22 protein-coding genes, 1 tRNA gene and 1 pseudogene are annotated in these 23,326 nt (G+C 71.3%); 10 read left to right on the forward strand and 14 right to left on the reverse strand.

Annotated elements, in window-relative coordinates:
- Window positions 1-86: 86 nt before the first annotated feature.
- From OHS18_RS27965 to OHS18_RS27980, 4 genes are read right to left on the reverse strand one after another with little or no spacing between them, the layout of a single operon-like run.
- Window positions 87-1,235, reverse strand: coding sequence for a hypothetical protein (locus OHS18_RS27965; RefSeq protein ID WP_328612931.1), 1,149 nt, complete (start codon window positions 1,233-1,235; stop codon window positions 87-89).
- 37 nt (window positions 1,236-1,272) lie between these two features.
- The gene (locus tag OHS18_RS27970; protein WP_328447672.1) at window positions 1,273-1,899 is read right to left on the reverse strand and encodes a hypothetical protein; all 627 of its coding nucleotides are present in this window, start codon (window positions 1,897-1,899) and stop codon (window positions 1,273-1,275) included.
- The gene (locus tag OHS18_RS27975) at window positions 1,899-2,354 is read right to left on the reverse strand and encodes a RidA family protein (RefSeq protein WP_328612932.1); all 456 of its coding nucleotides are present in this window, start codon (window positions 2,352-2,354) and stop codon (window positions 1,899-1,901) included. Before OHS18_RS27975 ends, OHS18_RS27970 begins: the two co-directional genes overlap by 1 nt.
- Window positions 2,355-2,358: 4 nt before the next feature.
- Window positions 2,359-2,520, reverse strand: a complete 162-nt coding sequence (locus OHS18_RS27980; protein ID WP_020642049.1) for a DUF4177 domain-containing protein — start codon at window positions 2,518-2,520, stop codon at window positions 2,359-2,361.
- 153 nt (window positions 2,521-2,673) lie between these two features.
- On the opposite strand from OHS18_RS27980, the gene OHS18_RS27985 reads away from it, so the two are divergent.
- The 3 genes from OHS18_RS27985 to OHS18_RS27995 are packed head-to-tail and all read left to right on the forward strand — an operon-like array spanning window position 2,674 to window position 5,072.
- Window positions 2,674-2,922 carry a hypothetical protein gene (locus OHS18_RS27985; protein ID WP_328447668.1) on the forward strand — a complete coding sequence of 83 codons (249 nt, stop codon included), beginning with the start codon at window positions 2,674-2,676 and terminating at the stop codon, window positions 2,920-2,922.
- A 21-nt stretch (window positions 2,923-2,943) separates the two neighbouring features.
- Window positions 2,944-3,951 carry an ArsA-related P-loop ATPase gene (locus OHS18_RS27990; RefSeq protein ID WP_326945000.1) on the forward strand — a complete coding sequence of 336 codons (1,008 nt, stop codon included), beginning with the start codon at window positions 2,944-2,946 and terminating at the stop codon, window positions 3,949-3,951.
- Complete coding sequence (locus OHS18_RS27995; protein ID WP_328447667.1) at window positions 3,948-5,072, forward strand: ArsA family ATPase; 1,125 nt, start codon at window positions 3,948-3,950, stop codon at window positions 5,070-5,072. Before OHS18_RS27990 ends, OHS18_RS27995 begins: the two co-directional genes overlap by 4 nt.
- 94 nt (window positions 5,073-5,166) lie before the next feature.
- Here the strand turns inward: OHS18_RS27995 and OHS18_RS28000 are convergent, their stop codons facing one another.
- Entirely contained in the window at window positions 5,167-5,463 is a 297-nt protein-coding gene (locus tag OHS18_RS28000; protein ID WP_328447665.1) for a WhiB family transcriptional regulator, read from the reverse strand.
- Between the two features lie 343 nt (window positions 5,464-5,806).
- Between OHS18_RS28000 and OHS18_RS28005 the strand changes: the two genes are divergently transcribed.
- Window positions 5,807-7,975, forward strand: a complete 2,169-nt coding sequence (locus OHS18_RS28005) for a transglycosylase domain-containing protein (protein ID WP_328447663.1) — start codon at window positions 5,807-5,809, stop codon at window positions 7,973-7,975.
- A gap of 156 nt (window positions 7,976-8,131) precedes the next feature.
- Here OHS18_RS28005 and OHS18_RS28010 read toward each other — a convergent pair whose 3' ends face one another.
- Together OHS18_RS28010 and OHS18_RS28015 are read right to left on the reverse strand one after the other, a co-directional pair.
- Window positions 8,132-8,602, reverse strand: coding sequence for a hypothetical protein (locus OHS18_RS28010; RefSeq protein WP_328612933.1), 471 nt, complete (start codon window positions 8,600-8,602; stop codon window positions 8,132-8,134).
- Between the two features lie 4 nt (window positions 8,603-8,606).
- A complete protein-coding gene (locus OHS18_RS28015) occupies window positions 8,607-10,403 on the reverse strand; it encodes a serine/threonine-protein kinase (protein ID WP_328612934.1) in 1,797 nt (598 codons plus the stop codon).
- A gap of 120 nt (window positions 10,404-10,523) precedes the next feature.
- Here OHS18_RS28015 and OHS18_RS28020 point away from each other — a divergent pair, with 120 nt between their 5' ends.
- Both OHS18_RS28020 and OHS18_RS28025 read left to right on the forward strand, forming a co-directional pair.
- Window positions 10,524-11,504 carry a metallophosphoesterase gene (locus tag OHS18_RS28020; protein ID WP_328612935.1) on the forward strand — a complete coding sequence of 327 codons (981 nt, stop codon included), beginning with the start codon at window positions 10,524-10,526 and terminating at the stop codon, window positions 11,502-11,504.
- Window positions 11,505-11,533: 29 nt separating this feature from the next.
- A tRNA-Pro gene (locus OHS18_RS28025) sits at window positions 11,534-11,607 on the forward strand.
- A gap of 51 nt (window positions 11,608-11,658) precedes the next feature.
- Here the strand turns inward: OHS18_RS28025 and OHS18_RS28030 are convergent.
- Window positions 11,659-12,432, reverse strand: coding sequence for a methyltransferase domain-containing protein (locus OHS18_RS28030; protein ID WP_328447655.1), 774 nt, complete (start codon window positions 12,430-12,432; stop codon window positions 11,659-11,661).
- 39 nt (window positions 12,433-12,471) lie between these two features.
- On the opposite strand from OHS18_RS28030, the gene OHS18_RS28035 reads away from it, so the two are divergent.
- Window positions 12,472-14,322: a prolyl oligopeptidase family serine peptidase gene (locus OHS18_RS28035; RefSeq protein ID WP_328612936.1), complete on the forward strand. Its 1,851-nt coding sequence runs from the start codon at window positions 12,472-12,474 to the stop codon at window positions 14,320-14,322.
- A 68-nt stretch (window positions 14,323-14,390) separates the two neighbouring features.
- Here the strand turns inward: OHS18_RS28035 and OHS18_RS28040 are convergent.
- From OHS18_RS28040 to OHS18_RS28065, 6 genes and pseudogenes are all read right to left on the reverse strand, one after another.
- Window positions 14,391-14,579 (reverse strand): annotated as a pseudogene (locus OHS18_RS28040) (tautomerase family protein); the annotation flags it as partial.
- Window positions 14,580-14,618: 39 nt separating this feature from the next.
- Window positions 14,619-15,644, reverse strand: a complete 1,026-nt coding sequence (locus OHS18_RS28045; protein ID WP_328612937.1) for a GNAT family N-acetyltransferase — start codon at window positions 15,642-15,644, stop codon at window positions 14,619-14,621.
- A complete protein-coding gene (locus OHS18_RS28050; RefSeq protein ID WP_328447650.1) occupies window positions 15,638-16,681 on the reverse strand; it encodes a GNAT family N-acetyltransferase in 1,044 nt (347 codons plus the stop codon). The genes OHS18_RS28045 and OHS18_RS28050 overlap by 7 nt, the downstream gene beginning before the upstream one ends.
- Window positions 16,678-17,736 (reverse strand): hypothetical protein, encoded by a 1,059-nt coding sequence (locus OHS18_RS28055; protein WP_328612938.1) that lies wholly within the window; start codon window positions 17,734-17,736, stop codon window positions 16,678-16,680. Before OHS18_RS28055 ends, OHS18_RS28050 begins: the two co-directional genes overlap by 4 nt.
- Window positions 17,733-18,773 (reverse strand): GNAT family N-acetyltransferase, encoded by a 1,041-nt coding sequence (locus OHS18_RS28060; protein WP_328612939.1) that lies wholly within the window; start codon window positions 18,771-18,773, stop codon window positions 17,733-17,735. The genes OHS18_RS28055 and OHS18_RS28060 overlap by 4 nt, the downstream gene beginning before the upstream one ends.
- Complete coding sequence (locus tag OHS18_RS28065) at window positions 18,770-19,495, reverse strand: hypothetical protein (protein WP_328612940.1); 726 nt, start codon at window positions 19,493-19,495, stop codon at window positions 18,770-18,772. Before OHS18_RS28065 ends, OHS18_RS28060 begins: the two co-directional genes overlap by 4 nt.
- 322 nt (window positions 19,496-19,817) lie before the next feature.
- Between OHS18_RS28065 and OHS18_RS28070 the strand changes: the two genes are divergently transcribed.
- From OHS18_RS28070 to OHS18_RS28080, 3 genes are read left to right on the forward strand one after another with little or no spacing between them, the layout of a single operon-like run.
- On the forward strand, window positions 19,818-20,828 hold the full coding sequence (locus OHS18_RS28070) for a glycosyltransferase family 2 protein (RefSeq protein ID WP_328612941.1): 1,011 nt from the start codon (window positions 19,818-19,820) through the stop codon (window positions 20,826-20,828).
- A 32-nt stretch (window positions 20,829-20,860) separates the two neighbouring features.
- Window positions 20,861-22,066, forward strand: coding sequence for an ATP-grasp domain-containing protein (locus OHS18_RS28075; protein ID WP_442874340.1), 1,206 nt, complete (start codon window positions 20,861-20,863; stop codon window positions 22,064-22,066).
- Entirely contained in the window at window positions 22,063-23,322 is a 1,260-nt protein-coding gene (locus tag OHS18_RS28080) for a hypothetical protein (RefSeq protein WP_328612942.1), read from the forward strand. The genes OHS18_RS28075 and OHS18_RS28080 overlap by 4 nt, the downstream gene beginning before the upstream one ends.
- Window positions 23,323-23,326: the final 4 nt, after the last annotated feature.

The raw sequence follows: 23,326 nt of genomic DNA on the forward strand, positions 1-23,326 counted from the left end.
CGCCGTCCCACCCTATGGTTGTGGTTTCCCAGACACTGGAAGAAACGCATCTTTCATAGCGAAAGTGCGGCTTTGTCCCGCAAACCTCAGGGGGCGGTCCAGCCTCGCTGGTCACCACCGGAGCGGGACGCGCCGTTGAGCCGCATCTTCGCCGCCTCGGCCCGCTCGCGCTCGGCCAGCTCGGCGTGCAGCTCACGCAGCAGCGCCCGGTCTCGCTCGCTCAGGCTCGGGTCGTCCAGGTCCAGCGCCGGCAGCTCGACGACCTCGTGCATCGACGGCTTGCCCGCGGCGATCTCGCGGCCCTTCTCCGGGTCTTCGGCCAGCGCCTGCCGCAGCTGCGCGACCTCGGCCGGGGTCAGGTCGGCCGTGCGCTCCGCGCGCGTCTCGGCCCGTTCCGACGACCGCGCCTTGCGGGGCGGCTCGGGCGCCGGTGGCGGCGGCGACACGATCGGCACCACCGGGGCGACCGGCTCCGGCGCCGTGGTCGTCGGGGCGTTCGACCGCATGCTGTGCCGGCTGCTGCCCGACTCCGCGACCGATTCCGCCGACACCGCGGGCGCCGGCTTCGCGACCGGCTCGGGCCGGTACGAGGACGTGGTCGACGTCGCGCTCCCGGTCACCCAGGCCGGCGACGCGGCCGCCGAAGCGGCTTGGTGGTACTCGGAGTGCGCGACGCCCGGACCGCTGACCTCGACGACCGAGTGGATGCCGGCCCGGCGCAACGCCGTGTCGACGCGGAAGGCGACGGCGGGCGGGTTGCCCTCCGGGCCCAGCTCGACCAGCACGACGCGCTGCGGCAGCGCGCCCGGCACGCTCCCGGCCGGGGTGTTGCGCCACACCGCGTGCACCGATCGGACGTCCGGCAGCACCTGCAGCGTCCGGTCGAGGGCCTCGGCGATGCCGAACTCCGGGGAGTTCTCACCGGTGAACCGGTGCGTGCTGACCGGCTCGGCCTCGTCGACCAGCAGGTCGTTCGCCAGCGTGGCGTCCGACCGGCTCATCTCGAGGACCAGCGCCAGCTCACGCTGCTCGGCGGAGCTGACCGGGATCCGGCCCGCGATGAGCGTGCCGGTGGTCAGCTCGACCGCTTCGTCGATGTGCGCGCGAGCGATCAGCTCGCGCGCTTCGGTGAGCGCGCTGTCGTCGATCCGGCCCGCCAAGGCCAGCAACAGGTTGTGCAGGCGCAGGGGCACCGAGAACCCGTCCATGGGCGGGCCGTCGTGGACCTCCACCATTGCCTTGCTCCCTCCCGGCTCGCTGGCGGAGCGAGCGTTAAGCGGCTACGAGCCGGGTGCCCGCCACCGCGCCTACGCAGACCAGCTCTGAATCGGCCAGCGCGGCCCGGTGGTAGCCCGGTAGGTCGAAACGCGGCGGAATGACCTCGACGCTGGGCTCTTCGTCACCCAGGACCCGCAGCACCCGCTGCAGTTCGCCGGTCAACCTCGGCAGCCCCGACAGCGCGGTGATCAGCAGGACACGCTTGGCCGTCCCTTGCCCGACGACACCGACGTGCCGCCAGCTCTGCCGCACTTCCCCCACGTCCGGGCGTCCCCGCAACGTTGCGTGGATCAACACGGACACGGAGTCGACCGAGTTAACCCATTCGGGCGCACTCGACGTGAATGTGTACCTGTTCTCGGTGACGTCGTCTACCCCCAGGGTCGAACTCACCTGGTGCCAGTCGGCGCCGTGCGGGATGAGCCCGGCCACGAGCAGGCGGTACTCCGTCTGGTCGAGGTCAATCCTGTGCTTAAGCAAAGACCTCGGGAGGGTCCGGGCGAGAGTGCCCATCGCGCCCTCGCCGAGCCAGTCCCGGAAGCGCCACAGCAGCTGGTCGGGCAGCCGCCCGGCCAGCCGGAGCAGCAGCTCGTGGGTGGACTGCTCGATGTCCGGGTCCATCACTGCACCTCCACGATCAGTTCGACCTCCACCGGCGAGCCGATGGGCAGCTCCGCGACGCCGACGGCCGAGCGGGCGTGGACACCCGCGTCGCCGAAGACCTCGCCGAAAAGCTCGGACGCGCCGTTGACGACCGCGGGCTGACCGGTGAAGCCCTCCGCGGAAGCCACGAAGCCGACAACCTTGACGATCCGCGTGACGTTGTCAATGCCGACCAGAGCGTGCACGGCCGCGAGCGCGTTGAGCGCCGAGGTGCGGGCGTGGCCCTTGGCTTCCTCGGGGCTGATCTCCGCGCCGACCTTGCCGGTCGCGGCGAGCACGCCGTCGACGAAGGGCAGCTGGCCGGACGTGTAGACGTGGTTTCCGCTCCGCACGGCGGGCACGTACGCGGCCAGCGGTGCGGCCACGCCGGGCAGCTCGACGCCGAGCTCCTTCAGCCGTTCGCTCCAGCTCACCGGCTCAGCCCTTCGGACGCTTGAGGTACGCGACGTGCTGCTCGCCCGTCGGGTTCGGCAGGACGGTGACCAGCTCCCAGCCGTCCTCGCCCCACTGGTCGAGGATCTGCTTCGTGGCGTGGATCAGCAGAGGGACCGTCGAGTACTCCCACTTGGTGGCGCTCATAGCCCGGGAGCGTAGCCAAGCGGGCAAGGGCGCCGGGGGCCGCCGCCGGAAAAGCGCCCCGGAAAGGGTTGACGTCCGGGTGACCCCGTCCGAGTGAACGATCACTCGTTGTGGGTCACCTCACATCGGGGCGCGGACCGCTAGCGTGGGCACGTGGAAACGTGGCGGGTGATCGCGACGGCTTTGCTGGCCGCGGCCGGACTGCCGCTCGTGCTGGTCGTGATGGCGAAGGTGCGCGACCGGACGCGGAGTTCGGGGCAGGTCGCGCTCGGCGGCGTGGTCACCTTCACCCTCTTGGTCGTCCTCGGTGTGCTGATGCTCACGGTGCTGCCCGGGCTCGCCACCTGGCTGCTGGTGGCCGCCGTCGCGGCTGCGGTCAGCGTCATGCTGCTGGCCAGCTGAACACCGGTTTAGGGTGAAGAAGTGACCACTTCCCATGCCGGCTGGACCGACGAGCTTGCCCGCGCCCGGCTGCACTTCGTCACCGGCAAGGGCGGCACCGGCAAGACGACGCTCGCCGCCGCGCTCGGCCTCGCGCTCGCCCGCGAAGGCCGCCGGGTGCTGCTGATCGAGGTCGAGGGCCGGCAGGGCATCGCGCAGCTCTTCGACACCGAGCCGCTCCCCTACGCCGAGCAGCGCATCGCGTCCGTCCCCGGCGGCGGCGAGCTGCGCGCGCTGCACATCGACGTCGAGGCCGCGCTGCTCGAGTACTTCGAGATGTTCTACAACCTGGGCTTCGCCGGCCGGACGCTGCGGCGGATGGGCGCGATCGAGTTCGCGACCACGCTCGCGCCGGGCCTGCGGGACGTCCTGCTCACTGGGAAGATCAAGGAGTGCGTCGGGCGCACCGAGTCCGACGGGCGGCACACCTACGACGCCGTCGTCGTCGACTCGCCGCCGACCGGCCGGGTCGTCAAGTTCCTCGACGTCACCAAGGCCCTCACCGACCTCGCCAAGACCGGCCCGATCCGCGGCCAGGCCGACGGCGTCGTCCGGCTGCTGCACTCCGGCGAGACCGTGATCCACATCGCCACGCTGCTCGAGGAGATGCCGGTCCGCGAGACCGTCGAGGCCGTCGCCGAGCTGGACGGCGCCGACCTGCGCCCCGGCGCGGTGCTGGTCAACCGGGTCCGCCCGCCGCGGCTGCCGGCCCGCTCGGTGCTGGCCGCGGCCGACGGGCGCGTCGACGCCTCCCGCGTCCGCACCGGGCTCGCGTCGGCCGGGCTGAAGCTGCCCGACACCACGCTGGACGCGCTGGTCGAGGAGACCGTCGAGCACGCGGTGCGGGTCGCCGCCGAACAACGGGCCCGCGAGCAGCTCGCCGAAGCCGACCTGCCGACGCTCGAACTGCCGGACCTCACCGGCGGCGTCGACGTCGGGGCGCTCTACGAGCTGGCCGAGGCTCTGACCGACCAGGGGGTGCGGTTGTGACCACCACCATCGACATCGACGCGCTGCTCGACGACGAGAAGAGCCGCGTGATCGTCTGCTGCGGGTCCGGCGGTGTCGGGAAGACGACCACCGCCGCGGCGCTGGCGTTGCGCGCGGCCGAACGCGGCCGCCAGACGGTCGTGCTCACCATCGACCCCGCGCGGCGCCTGGCGCAGGCGCTCGGCCTGCGTGAGCTGGGCAACCACCCGAGGCAGGTGCAGGTCGAGGGTTTCGAGCCCAAGGGCGAGCTGTGGGCGATGATGCTCGACATGCGCCGCACCTTCGACGACATGGTGCGCGTGCACGCCGGTCCGGAACGCGCCGAACAGCTGCTGCAGAACCCCTTCTACCAGACCATTTCCACGTCGTTCTCCGGCACGCAGGAGTACATGGCGATGGAGAAGCTGGGGCAGCTCGCGGCCACCGGCGACTGGGACCTGATCATCGTCGACACCCCGCCGAGCCGCTCCGCGCTGGACTTCCTCGACGCGCCGACCCGGCTGTCGTCCGCTTTGGACGGCCGGATGATCCGGCTGCTCACCGGCCCGGCGAAGGCCGGCGGCTGGGGCCTGCGCAAGGTCGTCAACGCCGGGTTCTCGATGTTCGCCAAGGCCGTGTCGACGATCATCGGCGGTCAGCTGCTGACCGACGCGTCGGCGTTCATGCAGGCCTTCGACAGCATGTTCGGCGGCTTCCGCGAGCGCGCCCGCAAGACGGCCGAGCTGCTGCGCTCGTCCGGGACGTCGTTCCTGGTCGTGGCCGCGCCGGAGCCGGACGCGCTGCGTGAGGCGTCCTACTTCGTCGAGCGGCTCTCGGCCGAGTCGATGCCGCTGGGCGGGCTGATCGCGAACCGGACGCACCCGGTGCTCGCGAAGCTGTCCGGCTCCGAAGCGCTGGCCGCGGCCGAGTCCCTGCAGGAGGGCGACGCCAACGCGCCGCTGGCCGAAGCCGTGCTGCGGCTGCACGCCGACCGCGTCGACCTCGCCGCCCGCGAAGAACGGCTGCTCGCGCGGTTCACCCGGGCCCACCCCGAGGTGGCGCTGGCCCGGGTACCCGCGCTGGCCGGTGACGTGCACGACCTGAAGGGCCTGCGCGACATCGGCACCAAGCTCGCCGGCTGACCCCCGGCTTTGCGACGCAAAGCGTCACTTTCATAGGGAAAGATGCGTCGCCGAGGGGCCTACGCGAACTTTCCCCATGAAAGTGCCGCCTCGGTCAGCCGACTTCGACCCGCTCCAGGGCGTCCCTCTTGGCCGCCTCGAGCAGGTCCGCCCAGCTCTCCACGTCGGGACGGCGGCGCAGCAGCGCCCGCCGTTCCCGTTCGGTCATGCCACCCCAGACACCGAAGTTGATCCGGCCGTCGAGTGCTTCGGCGAGGCATTCCGTGCGGACCGGGCAGCCCATGCAAACGGCTTTCGCCCGGTTCTGCTCCGCACCCCGGACGAACAGGCCGTCCGGGTCCGCGTCCCGGCAGGACGCGTTGATTCGCCAGCTCGACTGGTTGGTTTCCATACCCCCAGCTCCCTACCCTGGTGATCGACGCACCAGCGGGGAAAGGCACTGCGCTCCTTGCCCCCGCGAGCGTGTCTCCCTCAGCTCACGTCGGTTGCCGGACACCTCCCCGGTGCCGGTGCCTCCGTTCGGACCAGGCGAGCTCCCACTCGCGTTGATCCATCCGTCGGCTTTTCTTCGTGAGACGTTGACGGACTGTAGGGGCCCTCGGTTCCCCCCGCCAAGACCTAGAATGCCTTCCGTTACCAGATGTCACCGAAGGGGGTCGCTTTTGTCACTGAATTCACATCTTCGGGGACACGGCGTCACCGGCGCCTGACCCGCCCCGCGTAGGCTGGCCCTCGTGCGAAAAGCAGATGGTTTGTTCAAGCTCATCGGCCTCTGTCTGCTCGCGGGGGTGCTCGTCGCCGGCATGCTCTTCCCGGTCGTGGGGGCCGCAGGTGTGATGTCCAACCAGGCGAGCGAGACCGTCGAGAAGACGTCGTCCGACCTCGCGGACATCCCGCCGCCCCTGGTCACGACGGTCACCGACAGCGCCGGAACGCCGATCGCGACGATGTACGACCAGTACCGGCTGCCGATCAACGAGACCCAGATCAACGAGGCCATGAAGTGGGCCCTGGTCTCGGTCGAGGACAAGCGGTTCTACGACCACCACGGCGTCGACTGGCAGGGCACGCTGCGCGCGGCCGTCAGCAACAGCACCGGCGCGGACACGCAGGGTGCGTCGACGCTCACGCAGCAGTACGTCAAGAACTACCTGATCAACGTCGTGTACCGGACCGACCCGATCGGGCAGAAGAAGGCCCAGGAGCAGTCGATCGCCCGCAAGCTGAAGGAAGCGCGGATCGCGATCCAGCTCGAGACGAAGCTGACCAAGCAGCAGATCCTCGCCGGGTACCTGAACATCGTCGAGTTCTCCCGGCAGATCTACGGGATCGGCGCCGCCGCGCACGCGTACTTCAACACCACGCCGGAGAAGCTGACCGTGCCGCAGGCCGCGCTGCTGGCCGGCCTGGTGAACAACCCGATCAACAACGACCCGTGGAAGCACGCGGACAAGGCGACCGCGCGCCGCAACGTCGTCCTCGACCGGATGGTCGAGAACAAGAAGCTGGCCAAGGCCGACGCCGACCGCTTCAAGGGCGAACCGCTGGGCGTCGTGGCGGACTTCCCGGCCAAGCCGCCGGCCAACTGCATCGGCGCGGGCCCGGAGGCCGGGTTCTTCTGCCAGTACGTCGAGGACTACCTGATCAAGTCGGGGATGAGCAAGGACCAGCTCTACACCGGCGGCTACACGATCAAGACGACGCTGGACCAGCGCGCCAACCACGAGGCGAAGGTCTCGGCGGAGACGCAGGTCAAGAAGACCCAGCAGTACGTGGCGAACACGTTGTCGCTGATCAGACCGGGCAAGAACCGGCACGAGGTGGTCGCGCTGGCGGCCAACCGCGACTACGGGCAGGACCCGGATCAGGGTCAGACGACGTACGCACTGCCGGCGGGTGTCTACAACACCGGTGGCGCCGGGTCGACGTACAAGATCTTCACCACGGCCGCGGCGATGGAGAAGGGCGTGGCGGGGATCTACTCGCCGGTCGACGTGCCGGACTCCTACACCTCGCACGTGTTCCTAGGTGGCGCGAAGACCTGTCCGAAGGCCGGCAATTCGAACTGGTACTGCGTCGGCAACGCGGGCGACTACAGCCGCATCGCGCAGGGCGCCACGGTCCAGACCGCGCTCGCGACGTCACCGAACACCGCGTTCGTCGAGCTGGAAGACCGGCTCGGCAGCACGGCCCCCGGCATCGACATGGCCAAGCGGCTCGGGATGCGCGACACCATGGCGAGCAACATCGGCGGCGGCACGGTCGACCCGAAGGCGGACAAGGCGGAGAAGAGCCAGAGCCAGGCCGAGTACTACGGTCCTCGGCCAGGCTGGGCGGGCTTCGGCGCGTTCACGCTGGGCTTCTCGCCGCTGAGCGGGCTGGAGTTGGGCAACGTCGCGGCGACGATCCTCTCCGGCGGCGTCTGGTGCCCGCCGACGCCGATCGCCGGTGTGACCGACCGCAACGGCCAGCCGATCCCGATCAAGGAAGCCGGCTGCGAGCAGGCGGTACCCGAGGGCCTGGCGAACACCCTGGCGGTCGGCATGAGCAAGGACGACCAGCCGGGCGGCACGTCGGCGGCCGCGGCCGCCGCGGTCGGCTGGGACCGCCCCATCATCGGCAAGACGGGCACGACCCAGGGCAACGTCTCGGCGACGTTCGTGGGCGGCACCCCGCAGCTCGCGGGCGCGGCCATGACGTTCAAGTTCGGCGGCGGCGGCTCGGGTGGCCTCTGCGACGCCGGCCCGGGCAACGTCCGGGTGTGCGGCAGCGGAAACATGTTCGGTGGCAAGGCCCCGGCCCGCACGTGGTTCGGCGCGATGAAGAACATCATGGACGCCAGCCAGCCGCACATGGACCTGCCGCAGCCCGACCCGCAGTACATGGGCGGACCGGGCCGCTAGCTGTCACTACGTCGAAGGGGGGCCCGCGGGCCCCCCTTCGACGTACCTGCGGTCAGAACCAGCCGGTGAGGATCTGCTGGCCGTTGTGGTAGCCGGCGGCACCGTCGTCCGAAATGCCGACGAAACCGTTTGCCCCACCGGCGCATCCCGACCGGTTCACCGGTCGGCAGAATCAGGAAACACGTAGTGGGTGTCCGAACCACGTTCGAATATCCGCCATTGCTCGACACGCAGCCCCGCGGAAGCCGGCATGACCTCGATCACGACAGACTCGCTGAGCGCCAACGTCACTATTCCGGCAGGGCCCAGTACAGCCGAATCAACGAAACTTGCCGTCTGCTGGAAGAGGGCGGTGAGTTTCTTCGCATTACGATCGAACATCATCGCATACTGGTCGAACGCCGCCATCCGATCGGCCTCCGGGTCGACCGGATAGTTCATATCGACCGTGCCGACGAGAATCCGATCACCCTGCCGAACACGGAACGGGCACTGTGCGTGCAACCGCCACACGACGCCGTCGCGCAGAAATCCGACCTCTGCCATATTCAGGGTCCGGCTGAAATCCGTGACCCTTGCACGCACCAACGACGCAAGGCCGGCAGTCAATTCTTCTGGTGTCGACATCAACTCAGCTCTTCGGCATCTCCGACAGGACCTCCGTGTTCCACCACTGGTAGAGCATGTCCAGCTGGTTGGTGTCGGCGACCTTCGTGGACAGCAGCACTCCAGCGATCAAGCTCTTCTTCTCCGTCCACACGAGCTGCGCCGGGTCGCCGAGGAAGCACGTCAGGTATTCGCCCGGGATCGGGTTCGGGACCTCCGCGCGGTAATACGTGCCCCAGATCTTCGGGTACGTCTCCGGGCGGCACGCGCCTCGTGCGTCGTTGCGGGTGAGGCCTTGGGTTTTGACGATGTTCTGGAAGTAGGCGTCCATCGCGGCCGCGTCGGCGAACCGGTAGAACTTCGCTCCGGTCGGCTGGGGGAACACCACGTTGCCGATCCGGACGTCGCCGACGTTCGAATCCGTGCACTCGACCGCAGCCGCTGTGCCTGCCGGCGCGGCCGCGTCGACGCACGTGTATTGCTTGTAGACAGCCGGAAGGGCGTTGTACAGCGCCATGTCGTGTTCCTGCTTCGGTGGCGAAGATTCCGAAGTGGACGGTTGCGGCGACGTCTCCGAGGGCGGCGGCGACGAGGACGAACCCGGCGGCACCGTGACCGGCGGGGTCGGCGACGGGCTGCCTGTCTGCGTCGTCTTGTCCTTGCTCACGAAGTACGTGACCAGCAACGCCACCACGACGATCCCGGCGAGCGCGCTGCACAACGCGATCCACCGGCCCCGCTGGGACTTCGACGGCCGGGGCTGCGACGACGCGGTGAGCAGGGCCGGCCCGGTCATCGACCTTGGGCCGGTCGGCGGGCCGGCGTACTGCCCCGTCGGCGGGCCCGGGTACGGCCCGGTCGGCGGGCCCGCGTAAGCGGGAGCCGGCATCGGCCGTGGCGGGGTCACCGGCGCGGACATGCCGTGCTGCGCTTGCAGCGTCGGCATCGGCCGCGCCGGGGTCACCGGACCGGGCAGGGTCTTCTGCCACGTCGGGATCGGTGCCGCGGCCGGCGCCGCCAGGGCGTTCCGGACGGCGGCCGCGAACGCCGCCGCCGTCGGGTAGCGGTCGGCCGGGTTCTTCGCCATCCCGCGCGCCACCACGGCGTCCAGCGCGACCGGCACGCCCGGGCGCTCCTGCGAAAGCACCGGCGGCGGCGCGGTCAGGTGCGCGCCCATCTGCGCGGCCGCACCGTCCGCCAGGAACGGACGGTGCCCGGTGAGGCACTCGAAGAACACGCACGCGAGCGCGTAGACGTCGACGAGGCCGGTGATCGGGGCGTCGCCGAAGCGTTCCGGCGCCATGTAGTCGAGCGTGCCGATCACGTTGCCGGTGCCGGTGAGCGACGTGGCCTCGCCGCTCATCGAGCGTGCGATGCCGAAGTCCACGAGGTACACGAAGTCGCCGCTCGTGACGAGCACGTTCGACGGCTTGACGTCGCGGTGCACCAGGCCGTCCACGTGGGCCGCGTCGAGCGCGCCCGCCACCTGCTCGACGATGCCGGCGGCGCGATCCGGCGTCAGCGGCCCGTCCTCGAGCAGCTCCTTCAGGTCCTTGCCCTCGACCAGCCGCATGTCGAGGTACAGCTGCCCGTCGATCTCGCCGTACGCGTGGATCGGGATCACGTGCGGCTCGCGCAGCCGCGCCACGATCTGCGACTCGCGGCGGAACCGCGCGCGGAACGCCTCGTCCGCCACGTACGGGTCGGACAACAGCTTCAGCGCGACGACGCGGTCGTGCGCCGTGTCGTAGGCGCGGTGGACCTCGCCCATGCCGCCTCGACCCAGCAGGCCTTCGATCCGGTACGGCCCGAACTGCTCCATCGCTCTCCCCAAGCCCCCCGGCTCGACACCCGTGTGACAGGGCCGACGCAAATGCTAAGCGGCAGGTTCCCCGGAACGGGGGCGAAGTCATCCAACCGTTGAGCACGTATCCTGGACCCTGTGAGCACGCTCAGTAACAAATCCACGTCCGGGGCGAAAGCGGCACGCCTCGCCGCGGGGACGGTGGCGCTCGGCGCCGCGACCCTCGGTTACGCCGTCGGCATCGAACGGCGCCACTGGACCCTGCGCACCGCCGAGCTCCCGGTACTGGCGCCCGGGTCGCGGCCGTTCACCATCCTGCACGTCTCGGACCTGCACATGCTGCCGAGCCACCGCAGCAAGCAGCGCTGGGTCGCGGCCCTGAACGAGCTGAACCCGGACCTGGTCGTCAACACGGGTGACAACCTGTCGCACCACCAGGCCGTGCCTTCGGTGCTGCGCGCGCTCGGCCCGCTGCTCGACCGGCCCGGCGTGTTCGTCTTCGGGAGCAACGACTACTACGCGCCGAAACCCAAGAACCCGGCCCGCTACCTGATGCCGAAGGGCAAGAAGAAGCGCATCCACGGCGTCCAGCTGCCGTGGCGCGACCTGCGCGCGGCGTTCGTCGAGCACGGCTGGACCGACCTGACGCACGTGCGCCGGATGATCGACGTCGGCGGGCAGCGGGTGTTCGCCGCGGGCGTCGACGACCCGCACCTGCGCCGCGACCGCTACGCCGACATCTCCGGCCCGGCCGACAGCGGCGCGGCCGTCCGCCTCGGCGTGACGCACTCGCCGGAGCCGCGGGTGCTCGACACGTTCGCCACGGACGGTTACGACCTCGTGCTGGCCGGCCACACCCACGGCGGCCAGCTGCGCCTCCCGGGCTACGGCGCGCTCGTCACCAACTGTGACCTGGATCGCAGTCGCGCCCGCGGTGCCTCGCGCTGGGGCGCGCACATGTGGCTGCACGTCTCGGCCGGCCTGGGGACGTCGCCGTGGGCGCCGGCGAGGTTCGCCTGCCCGCCGGAAGCGAGCCTGTTGACGCTGGTCCCGCGCGGCTCGGAGGCTTCAGAACCGCGTAAGGCAGCCCGCCGGAAAGCCCGTGACAACGTCCGCTAGACTTCTCCACGACCCGTTAAGCAGTACCTCGGGGTGTGGCGCAGCTTGGTAGCGTGCCTCGTTCGGGTCGAGGAGGTCGTGGGTTCGAATCCCGCCACCCCGACGAGTAAGAGCCGGTGTCTTCGGACACCGGCTCTTCTGGTTTCCGGGCTTCTCACACTCTCGTCGCGGTCAGTTCCACCCAGCACTGGCTGAAGTCGCCGTCACCGCTTCTGAGCCACGTCCAGGCCGAGCGGGCCGCGCTCGCCAGCTGGTCGCGGTCGCGGCCGTAGTCCGGGTCGGCGATCGCCGCGTCCAACCGGGATTCGACGTACTTCGCCAGGTCCCGGTACGTCATGTCCTCGCGGTAGCGGGGGCGCGCGACGATCTCGGCGAACCCCGCCGCCGCGCAGTGGTCGGCGATCTTGCGGCCGGCGAACGGGTCGCCGCCCGCCCGGCGGCGCAGCAGGTAGTGGCCGCGCAGCGCCGCGTCGACGTTCGCCGTCTTCGGGCGCAGCCGCGCCTTGCTCCAGTCCGAAGTGGACAGCGCGAGCCGGCCACCCGGCTTCAGGACCCGGCGCAGCTCCCGCAGCGCGTCCAGCGGCGCGGCCAGGTGCTCGAACAGGGCGTGCGAGAACGCGACGTCCACGCTGCCGTCGTCGAACGGCAACGCGTACGCCGACGCCACCACGAAGTCCACTGTGGACCGGCCGGAACGGCGCGCGACGTCGCGGGCCATCGCGACCTGACCGGCGTCGACGTCGACCCCGGTGACGCGCGACTCCGCACCCAGCCCCAGCGTGATCGAGCCCGGGCCGCAGCCGAGGTCGACCACCCACATCCCCGGCCCGAACAGCGGCTGGGCGAACGTCGCGCGTTCGGCAGCCGTGCGCGCGGACATCATCGAAACCGCGTCTCGCCCGTAGCCCGGCGCGTAACCCTCCAGCACCCCGCACACAGTACGGCCAGAAGGTGGCAGGATCGAGGGGTGAGCACGCAGTCAGCCAACCAATATCCGCCCGCGGTGGTCCCGGACCGGCTGTTCGACGAGGCCGAGACCGAAGCCCGCTGGCGCGCCCGCTTCCACGCGCCGCGCATTTCCGTGCCCGACTGGGCCCGCGACGCCCCCGATCGATGCGTCTACGTCTCCAACTCAAGCGGTGTCTGGGAGGTCTACGCCTGGAACCGGGCGACCGACGAGCACCGACGCGTCACCGATCGGCCCAACGGCACCATGCACGCCACGCCCTCGCCGGACGGCGAGTGGATCTGGTGGTTCGACGACACCGACGGCGACGAGTTCGGCTCGTGGGTGCGCGAGCCGTTCGCCGCGACCGAGGGCAGCAAGCCCGAGAAGGCGGTGCCGGACGTCCACGACGGCTACCCGGCCGGCCTCGAGATCGGCGCCGGCCTCGTCGCGGTCGGCGTCTCGACCGACGACGGCAGCGAGCTGTTCGCCCGGATCGACGGCGAGACGCACCGCTTCTACAGCCACGCGGACGACGCCGGCATCGCGTCGCTCTCGCGCGACGAGAGCCTGATCGCCATCTCGCACTCCGAACACGGCGACTCGCGTCACCCGGCGCTGCGCGTCCTCGCGACCGGCGGGTTCGCCACCGTCGCCGACAAGTGGGACGGCGAGGGCAAGGGCCTGTCCGCTCTCGAGTTCTCCCCGCTGCCCGGCGACCAGCGCCTGCTGGTGCTGCACGAACGGCGGGGCCGCGAGGAGCTGCTGGTCTGGGACGTCCGGGAGGACACCGAGACGGAGATCGAGCTGGACCTGCCCGGCGAGGTCGTCGCCGGCTGGTACCCGGACGGGCGCGCCCTGCTGGTCGTGCACTTCCACGAAGGCCGCAGCTCGTTGTACCGCTACGACCTCGACTCGGCCGAGCTGTCCTCAGTGGACACTCCGGCGGGCCGGATCGGCGGCGCCGGCGTCCGTCCCGACGGGACGGTCGAGTACTCCTGGTCGAGCGCGGCCGAGCCGGCCGCCGTCCGGGCCCGCACCGCCGACGGCGCCGACTCGGTGCTGCTGGCACCCCCGGGCGACCGGGCGCCGGGGTCGGAGCCGGTGACCGACGCGTTCGTCGAAGGCGTCGGCGGCCGGATCCACGCGCTGGTCTCGCGCCCGTCCGGAGCGCCCGAAGGCCCGCTGCCGACGGTGTTCTCGCTGCACGGCGGCCCGCACGCGGCCGACGAGGACCGCTTCTCGGCGTACCGCGCGACCTGGCTCGACGCCGGGTTCGCCGTGGTCGAGGTCAACTACCGAGGTTCGACCGGCTACGGCTCGGCCTGGCGGGACGCCATCGAGGGCCGGCCGGGGCTGACCGAGCTGGAAGACGTCGCCTCGGTGCACGACTGGGCCGTCCAAAGTGGACTCAGTGACCCGAAGAAGTGCGTGGTGAACGGCGCTTCGTGGGGTGGCTACCTGTCCCTGCTGGCGATCGGCACGCAGCCGACGCGGTGGGCGGCGGCCGTCGCCGGGGTGCCGGTGGCGGACTACGTCGCCGCGTACGAGGACGAGATGGAGCAGCTGCGCTCGTTCGACCGCGCCCTCTTCGGCGGTTCGCCCGAGGACGTGCCCGCGGTGTACGCGGAGTGCTCGCCGATCACCTACGTCGACGCCGTCACGGCGCCGGTGCTGGTGCTGGCCGGCGACAACGACCCGCGCTGCCCGATCCGGCAGATCGAGAACTACCTCGACCGGCTCGGCGGCCGCGAACTGCACCACGAGTTCTACCGGTACGACGCCGGCCACGGCTCGCTGGTGATCGCCGAGACGATCAAGCAGACGGCCATCGAGGTCAACTTCGCCCAGCGGGCCCTCGGCCTGCGCTGACCCCAGCGAAAAGCCGTGAATGGCCCATTGAGGGACTCAGAGTCCCTTGATGGGCCATTCACGGCTTTTCAGCGTTCGGAGTGCAGGACGCCGCCGGTGGCCCAGTGGTCCGCGCCGACCTCGACGAGCGTCACCTGGACGCCTTCCGGCTTGCCGCCGCAGGTGCGGACGAACGCGTCGGTCAGCTCCCGGACCAGGGCGCTCTTCTGCGCGGGCGTGCGGCCGGGGAACATCGAGACGCTGATCATCGGCATGGCGGGGCTCTCCTGAGGCGCGGCGGGTGAGACGCCGCGAAGCTAGCAAACCGGGACGGCCGCCGCGTACTGCGGGACGAGCCGCGCGCCGAGCGTCGCCTTCATCTCGGTCATCTTCTTGCCGAACACCACCGACGACCGCCCGTGCGCGATCGCCCAGCTCACCGCCTCGCCGTAGAAGTGGAAGTAGAGGTTGGGCCGGCCGCCGGCCTCGGGCCCGAGCGCGCCCCAGTGCCGCGCGATCGGGAGCTCCGGGTGGTCGAGCAGGGTGGCCACGGCGAGCAGCCGTCCGGTCGCGGTGTCGCGGTACTCGATCACCGTGACGTCGGGCTGGCGCAGCAGCTCGGTCAGGTAGCCGGTGAAGTGCGGCAGCGGCACGATCGGCACGTCGTGGTGCTTGCGTTCGTTGTGCCGCAACACTTCCGCGATGGCGACCGGGTCGGCTTCCTTGCCCGGCACGCACCGCACCTCGACGCTCGGGTCGGCGTCGAACGTGCGGAAGATCTTGCGCAGGTTCTGCTTGCGCTTGCGGGCCAGCGAGTGCATCCAGTCGTCGCGGGAGCCGAACGCGCTGACGTCGAGCACCGCGATGTCCTCGGTCCGCCGCACCAGCCGGAACCGGCCGCCGACGGCGTCCAGCCCGGTCTCGCCGACCTGCCGGAGCAGCATCCCGCGGAACCCGCGGCCGAGTTCCGCGCGGATCGCCGGGACGTACGCCTCGAGCAGCCGCGTCACGCCCCCGTCGTCGCCGGCGTCCGCGAACCACCAGCCGGGCTGCGAACTCGCGCCGGGCCCGCGGACGTCGAGGCCGCCGAGCAGGCCGCGACGCGCGGTCGCGGAGGCGAACCGGTAACGGCGGGTCCGGCCGGTGACCCACGCGGCGCAGACGACGCCACGGGGTTCGTCGCCGTCGCGCAGCACGGTGATCGGCTGCGGGGTCCGCGCGGCCCACGCCTGGGTCCTGAGCACCTCCCAGCTCCAGTCGGCCCGGAGCCCGGCACGCTCGCGCAACGCCGTCCAGTACGCGGGTTCCGCGTCGTGACGCGGGTCGAGCACGTCGGTCACCATCGGATCACCGGCCTCGGCACGACGGCCCCGGCCATCGGGGCCGGGGAGAACCCCAGCGACGTCTTGAGGTCGGTGACCCCGCGGCCCAGGGACAGGAACTTCCGGCGGTGCTCGATCATGTGCCCGACCCCGCGCGCGACGACGTCGAAGTAGAGGTGCTTCGGCCGGCCCTCGGCGGGCGGCAGCGCGGCCCAGTGCTGGTGCAGCGGCATCACCGGGTGGTCGAGCAGGTCGGTGAAGGCGAGCAGCCGGCCGTCGGCGTCGTGGTAGGTCGTCGTGACGACGTCCGGGCGCCGGATCAGCTCGTCCAGGTACTCGCCGGTGACCGGGCCGCGCTGGTCGAACTTCACCGGGCCCTTGGCCGCGCGGTGCGCGTGCAGCATCGCGGCCAGTTCGGCGCCGTCGAGGTCGTCGCGGGCGGTGCCGGCGCGAACGGTCAGGCCGGGGTCGGCGGCGATCTTGCGGATCTGGCCGCGCAGGCTCGACCGGCGGTTGCGGCTCAGCGTCGCGAGCCAGCCGTCGAGGTCGGTGAACGTGTTCTCCAGCACGAGCGTCGGCTGGATCTCACGCACGAGCCGGCCCCGCCCGGACACCAGTCCGGTGGCGTCCGGCGCGACCGCGCGGTAGACCACGCCGAGGCAGCCCGGCCCGGCGACGCGGCAGACCGCCCGCTCGAACCGGCGCAGGATCTCGCGCTGCCCGGCCGGGTCGACGTCTTCGGCGAACAGCCACGCCGGATAGCTGCTCAGCCAGGCGTGCTGGACCTCCAGCCAGCGCGGCCCCCACCTCGCGGCGCCGCCGACCGGGCCCGGGTGGGTCGCGGAACCGGGGCGGCACAGCATGGCGAGCACCGCGGCGACGATCGCGGCGCCGTCGGTGACCACGGTCAGCAGGTACGGGCTGCGCGAGTGCCGCGACTCCGTGCACAGCAGGCTGTAGTCCCAGGTCAACGGCGCCTGCTGGGCGTGCAGGAAGGCGGCCCAGCCGGCGGGCTCGGGATCGGTGCGCGGGTCGAGCACCCGCACGGTGAAGGTCATCGGCCCAGCACCGGGCGGGGCACGGCGACCGACCACAACGAGCGCGTGTCGAAGCCGAGCGCGGTCTTTTCGGCGAGCATCGCCCGGCCCGCGGTCAGCTCCGGCCGTCCTTCGGCGATCATGTGCGCCACGCAGCGGGCGTAACAGTCGACATAGAGCCCCTTCCGGCCCCCGGCGGCGCTCGGCTGCGCGGCCCAGTGGTGCACCGCGCAGCCCGCGGGGTGGTCGATCATCGTGTTGAAGCCGAGCAGGCGACCGGCGTCGTCGCGGTAGGTCCGGGTCAGGACGTCCTGGCGGCGGACGAGCGCGTCGAGGTACCCGGGCGAGATCGGGCTTCGGGTGTCCATGTGCAGCCCGCCGATCCGCGACCGCTGGCCGCCCGCCCACGCGCGTTCGTCCTGCCGGGCGCGGTGGGCGTTGAGCAGCACGGCGAGTTCGTGCGGGTCGACGTCGGTGCGGCCGAACCCCGCTTCGGTGCCGACGTCCGGACGGAGGTGCTGCCGGATTCCGGGAGCCAGCCCGCGCTCCCATTCGTCCACTGTGGAATAGGTGTTGCGCAGCACGGCGGCCGGGTCGATCTCGCGGGCCACCCGGCCGCGGCCCGCCAGCGCCGGCACCAGTTCCGGGTTCATCGCCCGGTAGATCACGCCGAGCAGCCCGGGTCCGACGTGGTCGCGCAACGCGCGTTCGAACTGCCGGATGGCGGCATGCTCGTCGACGCCGTCGTCGAAGACGACCGCGGGATAACCGCTCAGCAGCGGGAGGTAGACCTCGGCCCAGCGCGGCCGCAGCCGGCCGCCCGACAGCGGGCCGAACTCCCGGGCGCGCCAACCCCGGCACACCATCACCGACAGCGCGCCGACGACCCGGTCGCCCTCGCGGACGACGGCGAGCACCGGTGGGTTCTTCGCCAACCACGCCTCGCGGCGCAGCAGTTCGTAGTCCCACACCGGCGGCAGGCAGCGAGCGCGGAACGCCGCCCAGCCGTCCGGAACCGGGTCGATCCGCGGGTCGTGGACGTCCACTTGCGACACTCTGGTCACCGTCGCGGTCATCGGCCCAGCACCGGCCTCGGTACCGCCGCGGTGAAGAGCGCCCGCGGCCGGAACCCCAATTCCTGTTTCAGTTCGACCATGCCCCGGCCCGCCGAAAGTTCTTTTGCGCCGCGTCGCGCCATGAATCGGACAGCGCGGACATACGCGTCGAAATACAAACCCGCGCCCCGGCCACGTTCGTCCAGCGGCAACGCCGCCCAGTGCTGCAGGCTGGGGCTGTCCGGGTGGTCGAGCATGGTGTTCACGGCCAGCAGCCGGCCGTCGGCGTCGCGGTAGGTCAGCGTGTGGACGTCCGGGCGCCGGACGTAGCGGTGCAGGAACCCGGCCGACGGCATCGTGCGCGTGTCCAGCGGGAGCTTCCCGTACCGCTCGCGGTGCACCTTGATCAGCGACGCGACCTCGACGCCGTCGACGTCGTCCCGGCCGGGGCCGCCGCGCACCACCAGCGCCGGGTCCTCGGCGATCCGCCGGCCGCGGCGGCGCAGGCTCGACCGGCGGCCGGACGGGAGCGTCGCGAGCCAGTCGTCTTCGGTGGTGAAGCGGTTTTCCAGCACCGTCGTCGGGTCGGTCCGCTTGACCAGCCGGGCCCGGCCGCCGACACCGGCGGCGAACTCCTCGCCGATCGCGCGGTAGACCACGCCCAGCAGCCCGGGGCCCAGGTGCCGGCGCAGCTGCCGTTCGAAGGCGCGCACCAGCGGCTGCCGGTCGGCGGCCGGGAGGTCCGGCGCGAACACGATGCCCGGGAAGCCGCTCAGCCACGGCTGGTAGACCTCGGCCCAGCACGGGCGCGGCGACCGACGTCCCGGCGCCGGCGCGAACCGCGAGGACCACGGCAGGCGACAGACCAGAACGGACATTCCCGCGACGATCTCGTCCCCCTCGACGGCGACGGCCACCAGCTGCGGGTTGCGCGCGCCCCAGGCTTCGAGACCCATCAAGCCGTAATCCCACACCGGGTGCAGCCGCGCGGTCCGGGAGAACTCCGCCCAGCCCGCGGGAGCCGGGTCCGTGCGGGGATCGTGGAACGCGAACTTCATGCGACGACGACCGGGGTGCCGTGCCGCGGGCACGACTCGATCCGGCCGAGCACCCCGCCGGCCGGGATGACGTCCACGAACCGCGGGGACTTCTGGCGCAGCAAGGTGAACGCGAGCCCGCCGGCCGTCGGCCGGGCGTAGACGTGCGGCCAGTCGAGGTGCCACCGGCCGCAGCCGCCCAGCGCGCCGAGGTACCCGAGCGCCGGGTCGTGCAGCACGCCGTACGGGCCGGCGTCCAGCGAGTCGAGTTCACGGTGCGGCACGGCTTCGACACGGTGCGCGCTCTCTTCGGGCAGCGCGGCCGTGAACGTGGTGATCGCCTTGTCGTCGCCGACCGCGAGCACGCGGTGACCGCGCGCCAGCACGGCCGTCAGCTCGCGGAGCACGGACGCGCTCGGTGCGTCGGGATCGGCGACGCAGCCGCGCACGTCCTTCGGCAGGTCGGACGGGGGACGGAGATCGTCTTGTCCCAAAAGGACGATCAAGCTCCCGGGCGCGGGCCGGCGAGCCGTCCGCAGCACCCGGCCGAGACCCCGCGCGGGGTCGGTCCGCTGCGCGCCCCCGGCCAGCGGGACCAGGTCCACGAGCTTGTGCACGGCTTCCGGCAGCGGCGCCGCACCGCCGTTCGTCCCGGTGCGACCCGGTACCAGCACTGGATCTTCGCGGCCGTCGAGCGCCCAGCGCTCGCGGTAGAACGGCACCGTGGCGAACGCCGAGCGCACCGCCCGCACATGGGCAGCACGCCACCCGACACCTGCCCCCAGACTCCACATGGCCGGGGAGTCTGCGCCATCGCGGGCCGTAGCGGAAGGACTTCGTCCGCAGACACCCCGAATGACGGATGGGTTACTACTTTGGTCTGGGTCTGAACGGAGGAATTCGTAGAAAAACCGTCCCCAAGGGTCGATGCATCTGCTTATAACTCCGCAACGCCGCGCATCGGCAAGCGGTCTTACCGGATCCAACTGGGGTATTCATGAGCACCATTCGCACTGTCGGTGACCGTACGGACACGAATCCGGTACGGCCCCGCGGGCGCCGCAGATGACCAGGGCATTCCCCGGTCCGGCGGCATGCGGACTCACCGTAGTCATTCCGTGCTTCAACGAAGTCGACAACGTCGGACCGTCCTATCGGGAAATAACCAACGAACTGGCCGACTATTCACTGGAACTGTTTTACGTCGATGACGGGAGCACCGACGGAACACTGGGCAAGATCCGTTCACTCGCCAAGTCCGACCCGCGTGTGCGGTATGTATCCTTCAGCCGCAATTTCGGTTTCGAAGCGGCCTTCTCGGCCGGCTACCGGTACGCGTCGTCGCCCTGGGTGCTGCACATCGACGCCGATCAGCAGTTCCCCGCCGCCGAGTCGCACAAGCTCATCGCGGCGGCCGAACAGGGGTACGACGCGGTCTTCGGCGTCCGCACGAACCGGCAGGACCCGCGGCTGCGGCGGTGGGGCACCGCCGCGTTCCACTTCATCGGCGCCCGCCTGCTGCGCATCGAGATCCCGCCGGGCGCCACGGCGTTCCGGCTGGTCCGGGCCGAGCTGGCCCGGAAGATCGTGGACCTGCGGCTCGGCACGCCGTACTTCCTGGCCACGGTCCCGCGGCTGACGAGCCGCTACACCTGTGTCCAGGTGGCGCACCGGGCCCGCGAGCGCGGTGAGTCCAAAGTGGGCATGAGCTTCCTGTCGTCGCACGCGATCGAGCTCTTCGTCGGGTTCACCCGGCGGCTGACCACCGCGGCCTCGGCGACCGCGCTGTTCGCCGCCGGCTTCGGGGTGCTGGCCGCCGCGGCGGCGGCGTCCGGCCTGCTCGGCGCGAGTGCCACGGCCGTGACGCTCTTCATGCTGCTCACCGTGCTGCTGCTGGTGTTGTCGCTGACCGTGCGCTACCTCGTCGTGGTCGGCGCGGGGCAGCCGAAGCCGCGGCAGTTCTACATCCGGGAGGCGAACGTCGTGGTCGACGTCGAGGACCGGCTCTTCACGACCGAGGACCCCGAGGGGCCCCGGCGGATCGATGTGCAACTGGGGAAAGGCATTTCAGCGTGACAAGTTCCGAGAGAGGCTCCGCGAGAACCCTGGTGATCCTGGGGGGCGCGGACGGTGCGGTCAGCACCTACGAACGAGCCCGCGAGCTGGGCTTCCGCACGATCTGCGTCGACGTCCGCCCCGGCGCGCCGGGGGTCGCGTTCGCGGACGAGTTCCTGCAGGTCAGCGTGCGGGCGCCGGAGCAGATCGCGGCGGCGCTCGACGGCCGTCGCGACATCGCCGGGGTGCTCTGCCCGGCGAGCGACGTCGGCCTGCCGACGCTGGCGTGGCTCACCCGGCACTGGGGCCTGCCGGATCCCCTGCCCGAGTACGCGGTCCAGGCCTCGACGGACAAGTCCGTCTTCCGCGCGCTGTGTGACCACTTAGGACTCCCGGGTTACCGCAGTGTCGCCGGGCGCCCGGGCCCCGAGCTGGTCAACGCCGCCCAGCAGCTGCGGTTCCCGACGCTGGTCAAGCCGGTCGACTCGTCCGGCAGCCGCGGGGTCGTCTCGTGCTCCGGCCCCGGCCGGCTGGCCAAGGCGTTCACCGAGTCGCTCGCGTTCTCACCGTCCGGCCGGCTGGTCGTGGAGGAGCACCTCGACGGCACGCACTACACGATCGAAGCGCTGGTCGTCGACGGCCGGATCGTCTTCCACGCCGTCACCGAACGCACGCTCACGCCGCCGCCGTTCTTCGTGACGTCGTCGCACCTGCTGCCGGGCGAACTGCCCGCGGACGCCGAGCTGCGGCTGATCGAGGCGCTCGACCTGATCTGCGCCGAGCTCGGCTACCGGACCGGGCCGCTCACGCTGGACGCCGTCCTGGGCCGCGACGGGCAGCTCTACCTCATCGAGATGGGCGCGCGGATGGGCGGCAACGGCCTCGCCGAGGCGATCCAGCACTGCTACGGCGCCGACCTGATCGCCGCCGGGATCGCGGCCGCCACCGGCGACGAAGTCCGCCTGGACCTGCACGCGGCGAAGCCGACGCTGGTGCACATCCTCGCGTCCGACCGCGGCGGGCATCTGTCCCGAGTGGACGGTGTCGAGGACGTCGCCGCGATGCCCGGCGTGGTCGGGCTACACCTGTTCGCCGACGAAGGGTCCTACGTCAAGCCGTACGAGCAGGCGGGCTACAAGCTCGGTTACGTCGTGCTCACCGCCCGGTCCGTGCCCGAGGTGCTCGCCGCGGAGAACGAGGTGCGCGGCACGCTGAAGTTCCTGCTCCACGAGCAGGACATGGCGGTACCCCTGCCGTGACGGGTCTGTCCCCCGCCGCCCCGCCGGTCGTGGCTCCGCCGCGGCCGGCGGTGGTGCTGCGCCTGCTCGCCGGCCGCGGGGTGTTCCGGCTGTCGGTGCAGGTGATGGGGCTGGTCCTGATCACCGCGTGGGGCGCCCACGACTACGGGCGCTTCACGAACGCGCTCGGCCTGATGACGTGGCTGAACTTCGCGCCGGCCGCGGCGGAGAAGTCCGCGCTCAAGGCGTTGCCGCGGTTGCGCCTGACCCGGGACGCGGTCGCCGCGCTCGCGGTCCGGATCGCCGCCGTGCCGGTGCTGGTGGTGCTGGCCGCCATGGTCGTCGCACTGGTCGTCGCGCCGGAATCGGACGCGGCGCTGTACCTGACGGCGGCCGCGTGGTCGATCGCCGGTGGGCTGTTGATGACCGTGTCCGGTCTGCACCGGCTGCGCGACAAGTCCATTTTGGACGCGCTCGCGTTCGCCGCGGGCTCGGTCGTCGTCGGGATCGTCACGTGCGTGACCTGGGCGGTGCGGTGGTCCCCCGAGACGCACCTCGCGCTGCTGCTCGCCGGGCTCGTCGTGATCCTCGGCGCGTCGGTGGCCCTGCTGCCGAGGCCGTGGCTGCGCGGCGGCGGCGTGCCCGGGCACCGGCTCCTGCCGGCGTACGGGCGCAGCACGGTCCTGCTCGGCCTGACCGAACTGCTCGACGTGATCTCGACGTCGGTCGTGTTCGGTGTGCTGGCGCTGTCCGGGCGGACGACCGACAGTGGCCCGTTCTACCTGGCGCTGCTGGTGTCGAGCGCGTTCTGCTCGCTGCTGTTCTACCAGCTGAAACTGCACCAGCCGACGGCGTCCCGGCGGATGCGCGGCACGGGTGCGGTGGCCGGCCGGGCCCGCGCGTCGGAGCTGCTGAAGCTGGTCGAACGGGCCGGGATCGGCTTCGCCGTGCTGCTCGGGGCGGGTCTCGCCGTGCCGTCGACGCGCGCGTTGCTCATGACCGAGGACAGCTACGTCGTGCTCGGGGTGCTCGTGCTCGTCGAGACGGCGCTGTACGCGACGGGGCTCTACGCGAGCTTCCTCATCGAAAACACCAACAGCAAGGTGCTGACCCTGACCTCGGGCACCGCCGTAGTAGCGCTCGCCGCCACCGCCGTCGGCGCCGCGCTGCTCGTGCCCCCGCTCGGGCCGGTCGGCGGGTTCGCCGCCCTGGTCCTCGCGCTCGCGGTCAAGGCGGCCGTCCTGCGGCGCCTGCTCCACCGCCGTCACTCGTTCTGAACTG

The organism is Amycolatopsis sp. NBC_00355 (assembly GCF_036104975.1).
In the GTDB taxonomy this organism is placed as follows: domain Bacteria; phylum Actinomycetota; class Actinomycetes; order Mycobacteriales; family Pseudonocardiaceae; genus Amycolatopsis.

Coding starts and splice junctions, on each gene's coding strand:
- OHS18_RS28015 (WP_328612934.1), bottom strand. CDS start 10,403: ATGGAGCAGTTCGGGCCGTACCGGATCGAAGGCCTGCTGGGTCGAGGC.
- OHS18_RS28000 (WP_328447665.1), bottom strand. CDS start 5,463: ATGGAAACCAACCAGTCGAGCTGGCGAATCAACGCGTCCTGCCGGGAC.
- OHS18_RS28045 (WP_328612937.1), bottom strand. CDS start 15,644: ATGGTGACCGACGTGCTCGACCCGCGTCACGACGCGGAACCCGCGTAC.
- OHS18_RS28055 (WP_328612938.1), bottom strand. CDS start 17,736: ATGACCGCGACGGTGACCAGAGTGTCGCAAGTGGACGTCCACGACCCG.
- OHS18_RS28050 (WP_328447650.1), bottom strand. CDS start 16,681: ATGACCTTCACCGTGCGGGTGCTCGACCCGCGCACCGATCCCGAGCCC.
- OHS18_RS28060 (WP_328612939.1), bottom strand. CDS start 18,773: ATGAAGTTCGCGTTCCACGATCCCCGCACGGACCCGGCTCCCGCGGGC.
- OHS18_RS27970 (WP_328447672.1), bottom strand. CDS start 1,899: ATGGACCCGGACATCGAGCAGTCCACCCACGAGCTGCTGCTCCGGCTG.
- OHS18_RS28070 (WP_328612941.1), top strand. CDS start 19,818: ATGACCAGGGCATTCCCCGGTCCGGCGGCATGCGGACTCACCGTAGTC.
- OHS18_RS27980 (WP_020642049.1), bottom strand. CDS start 2,520: ATGAGCGCCACCAAGTGGGAGTACTCGACGGTCCCTCTGCTGATCCAC.
- OHS18_RS27965 (WP_328612931.1), bottom strand. CDS start 1,235: ATGGTGGAGGTCCACGACGGCCCGCCCATGGACGGGTTCTCGGTGCCC.
- OHS18_RS28010 (WP_328612933.1), bottom strand. CDS start 8,602: ATGTCGACACCAGAAGAATTGACTGCCGGCCTTGCGTCGTTGGTGCGT.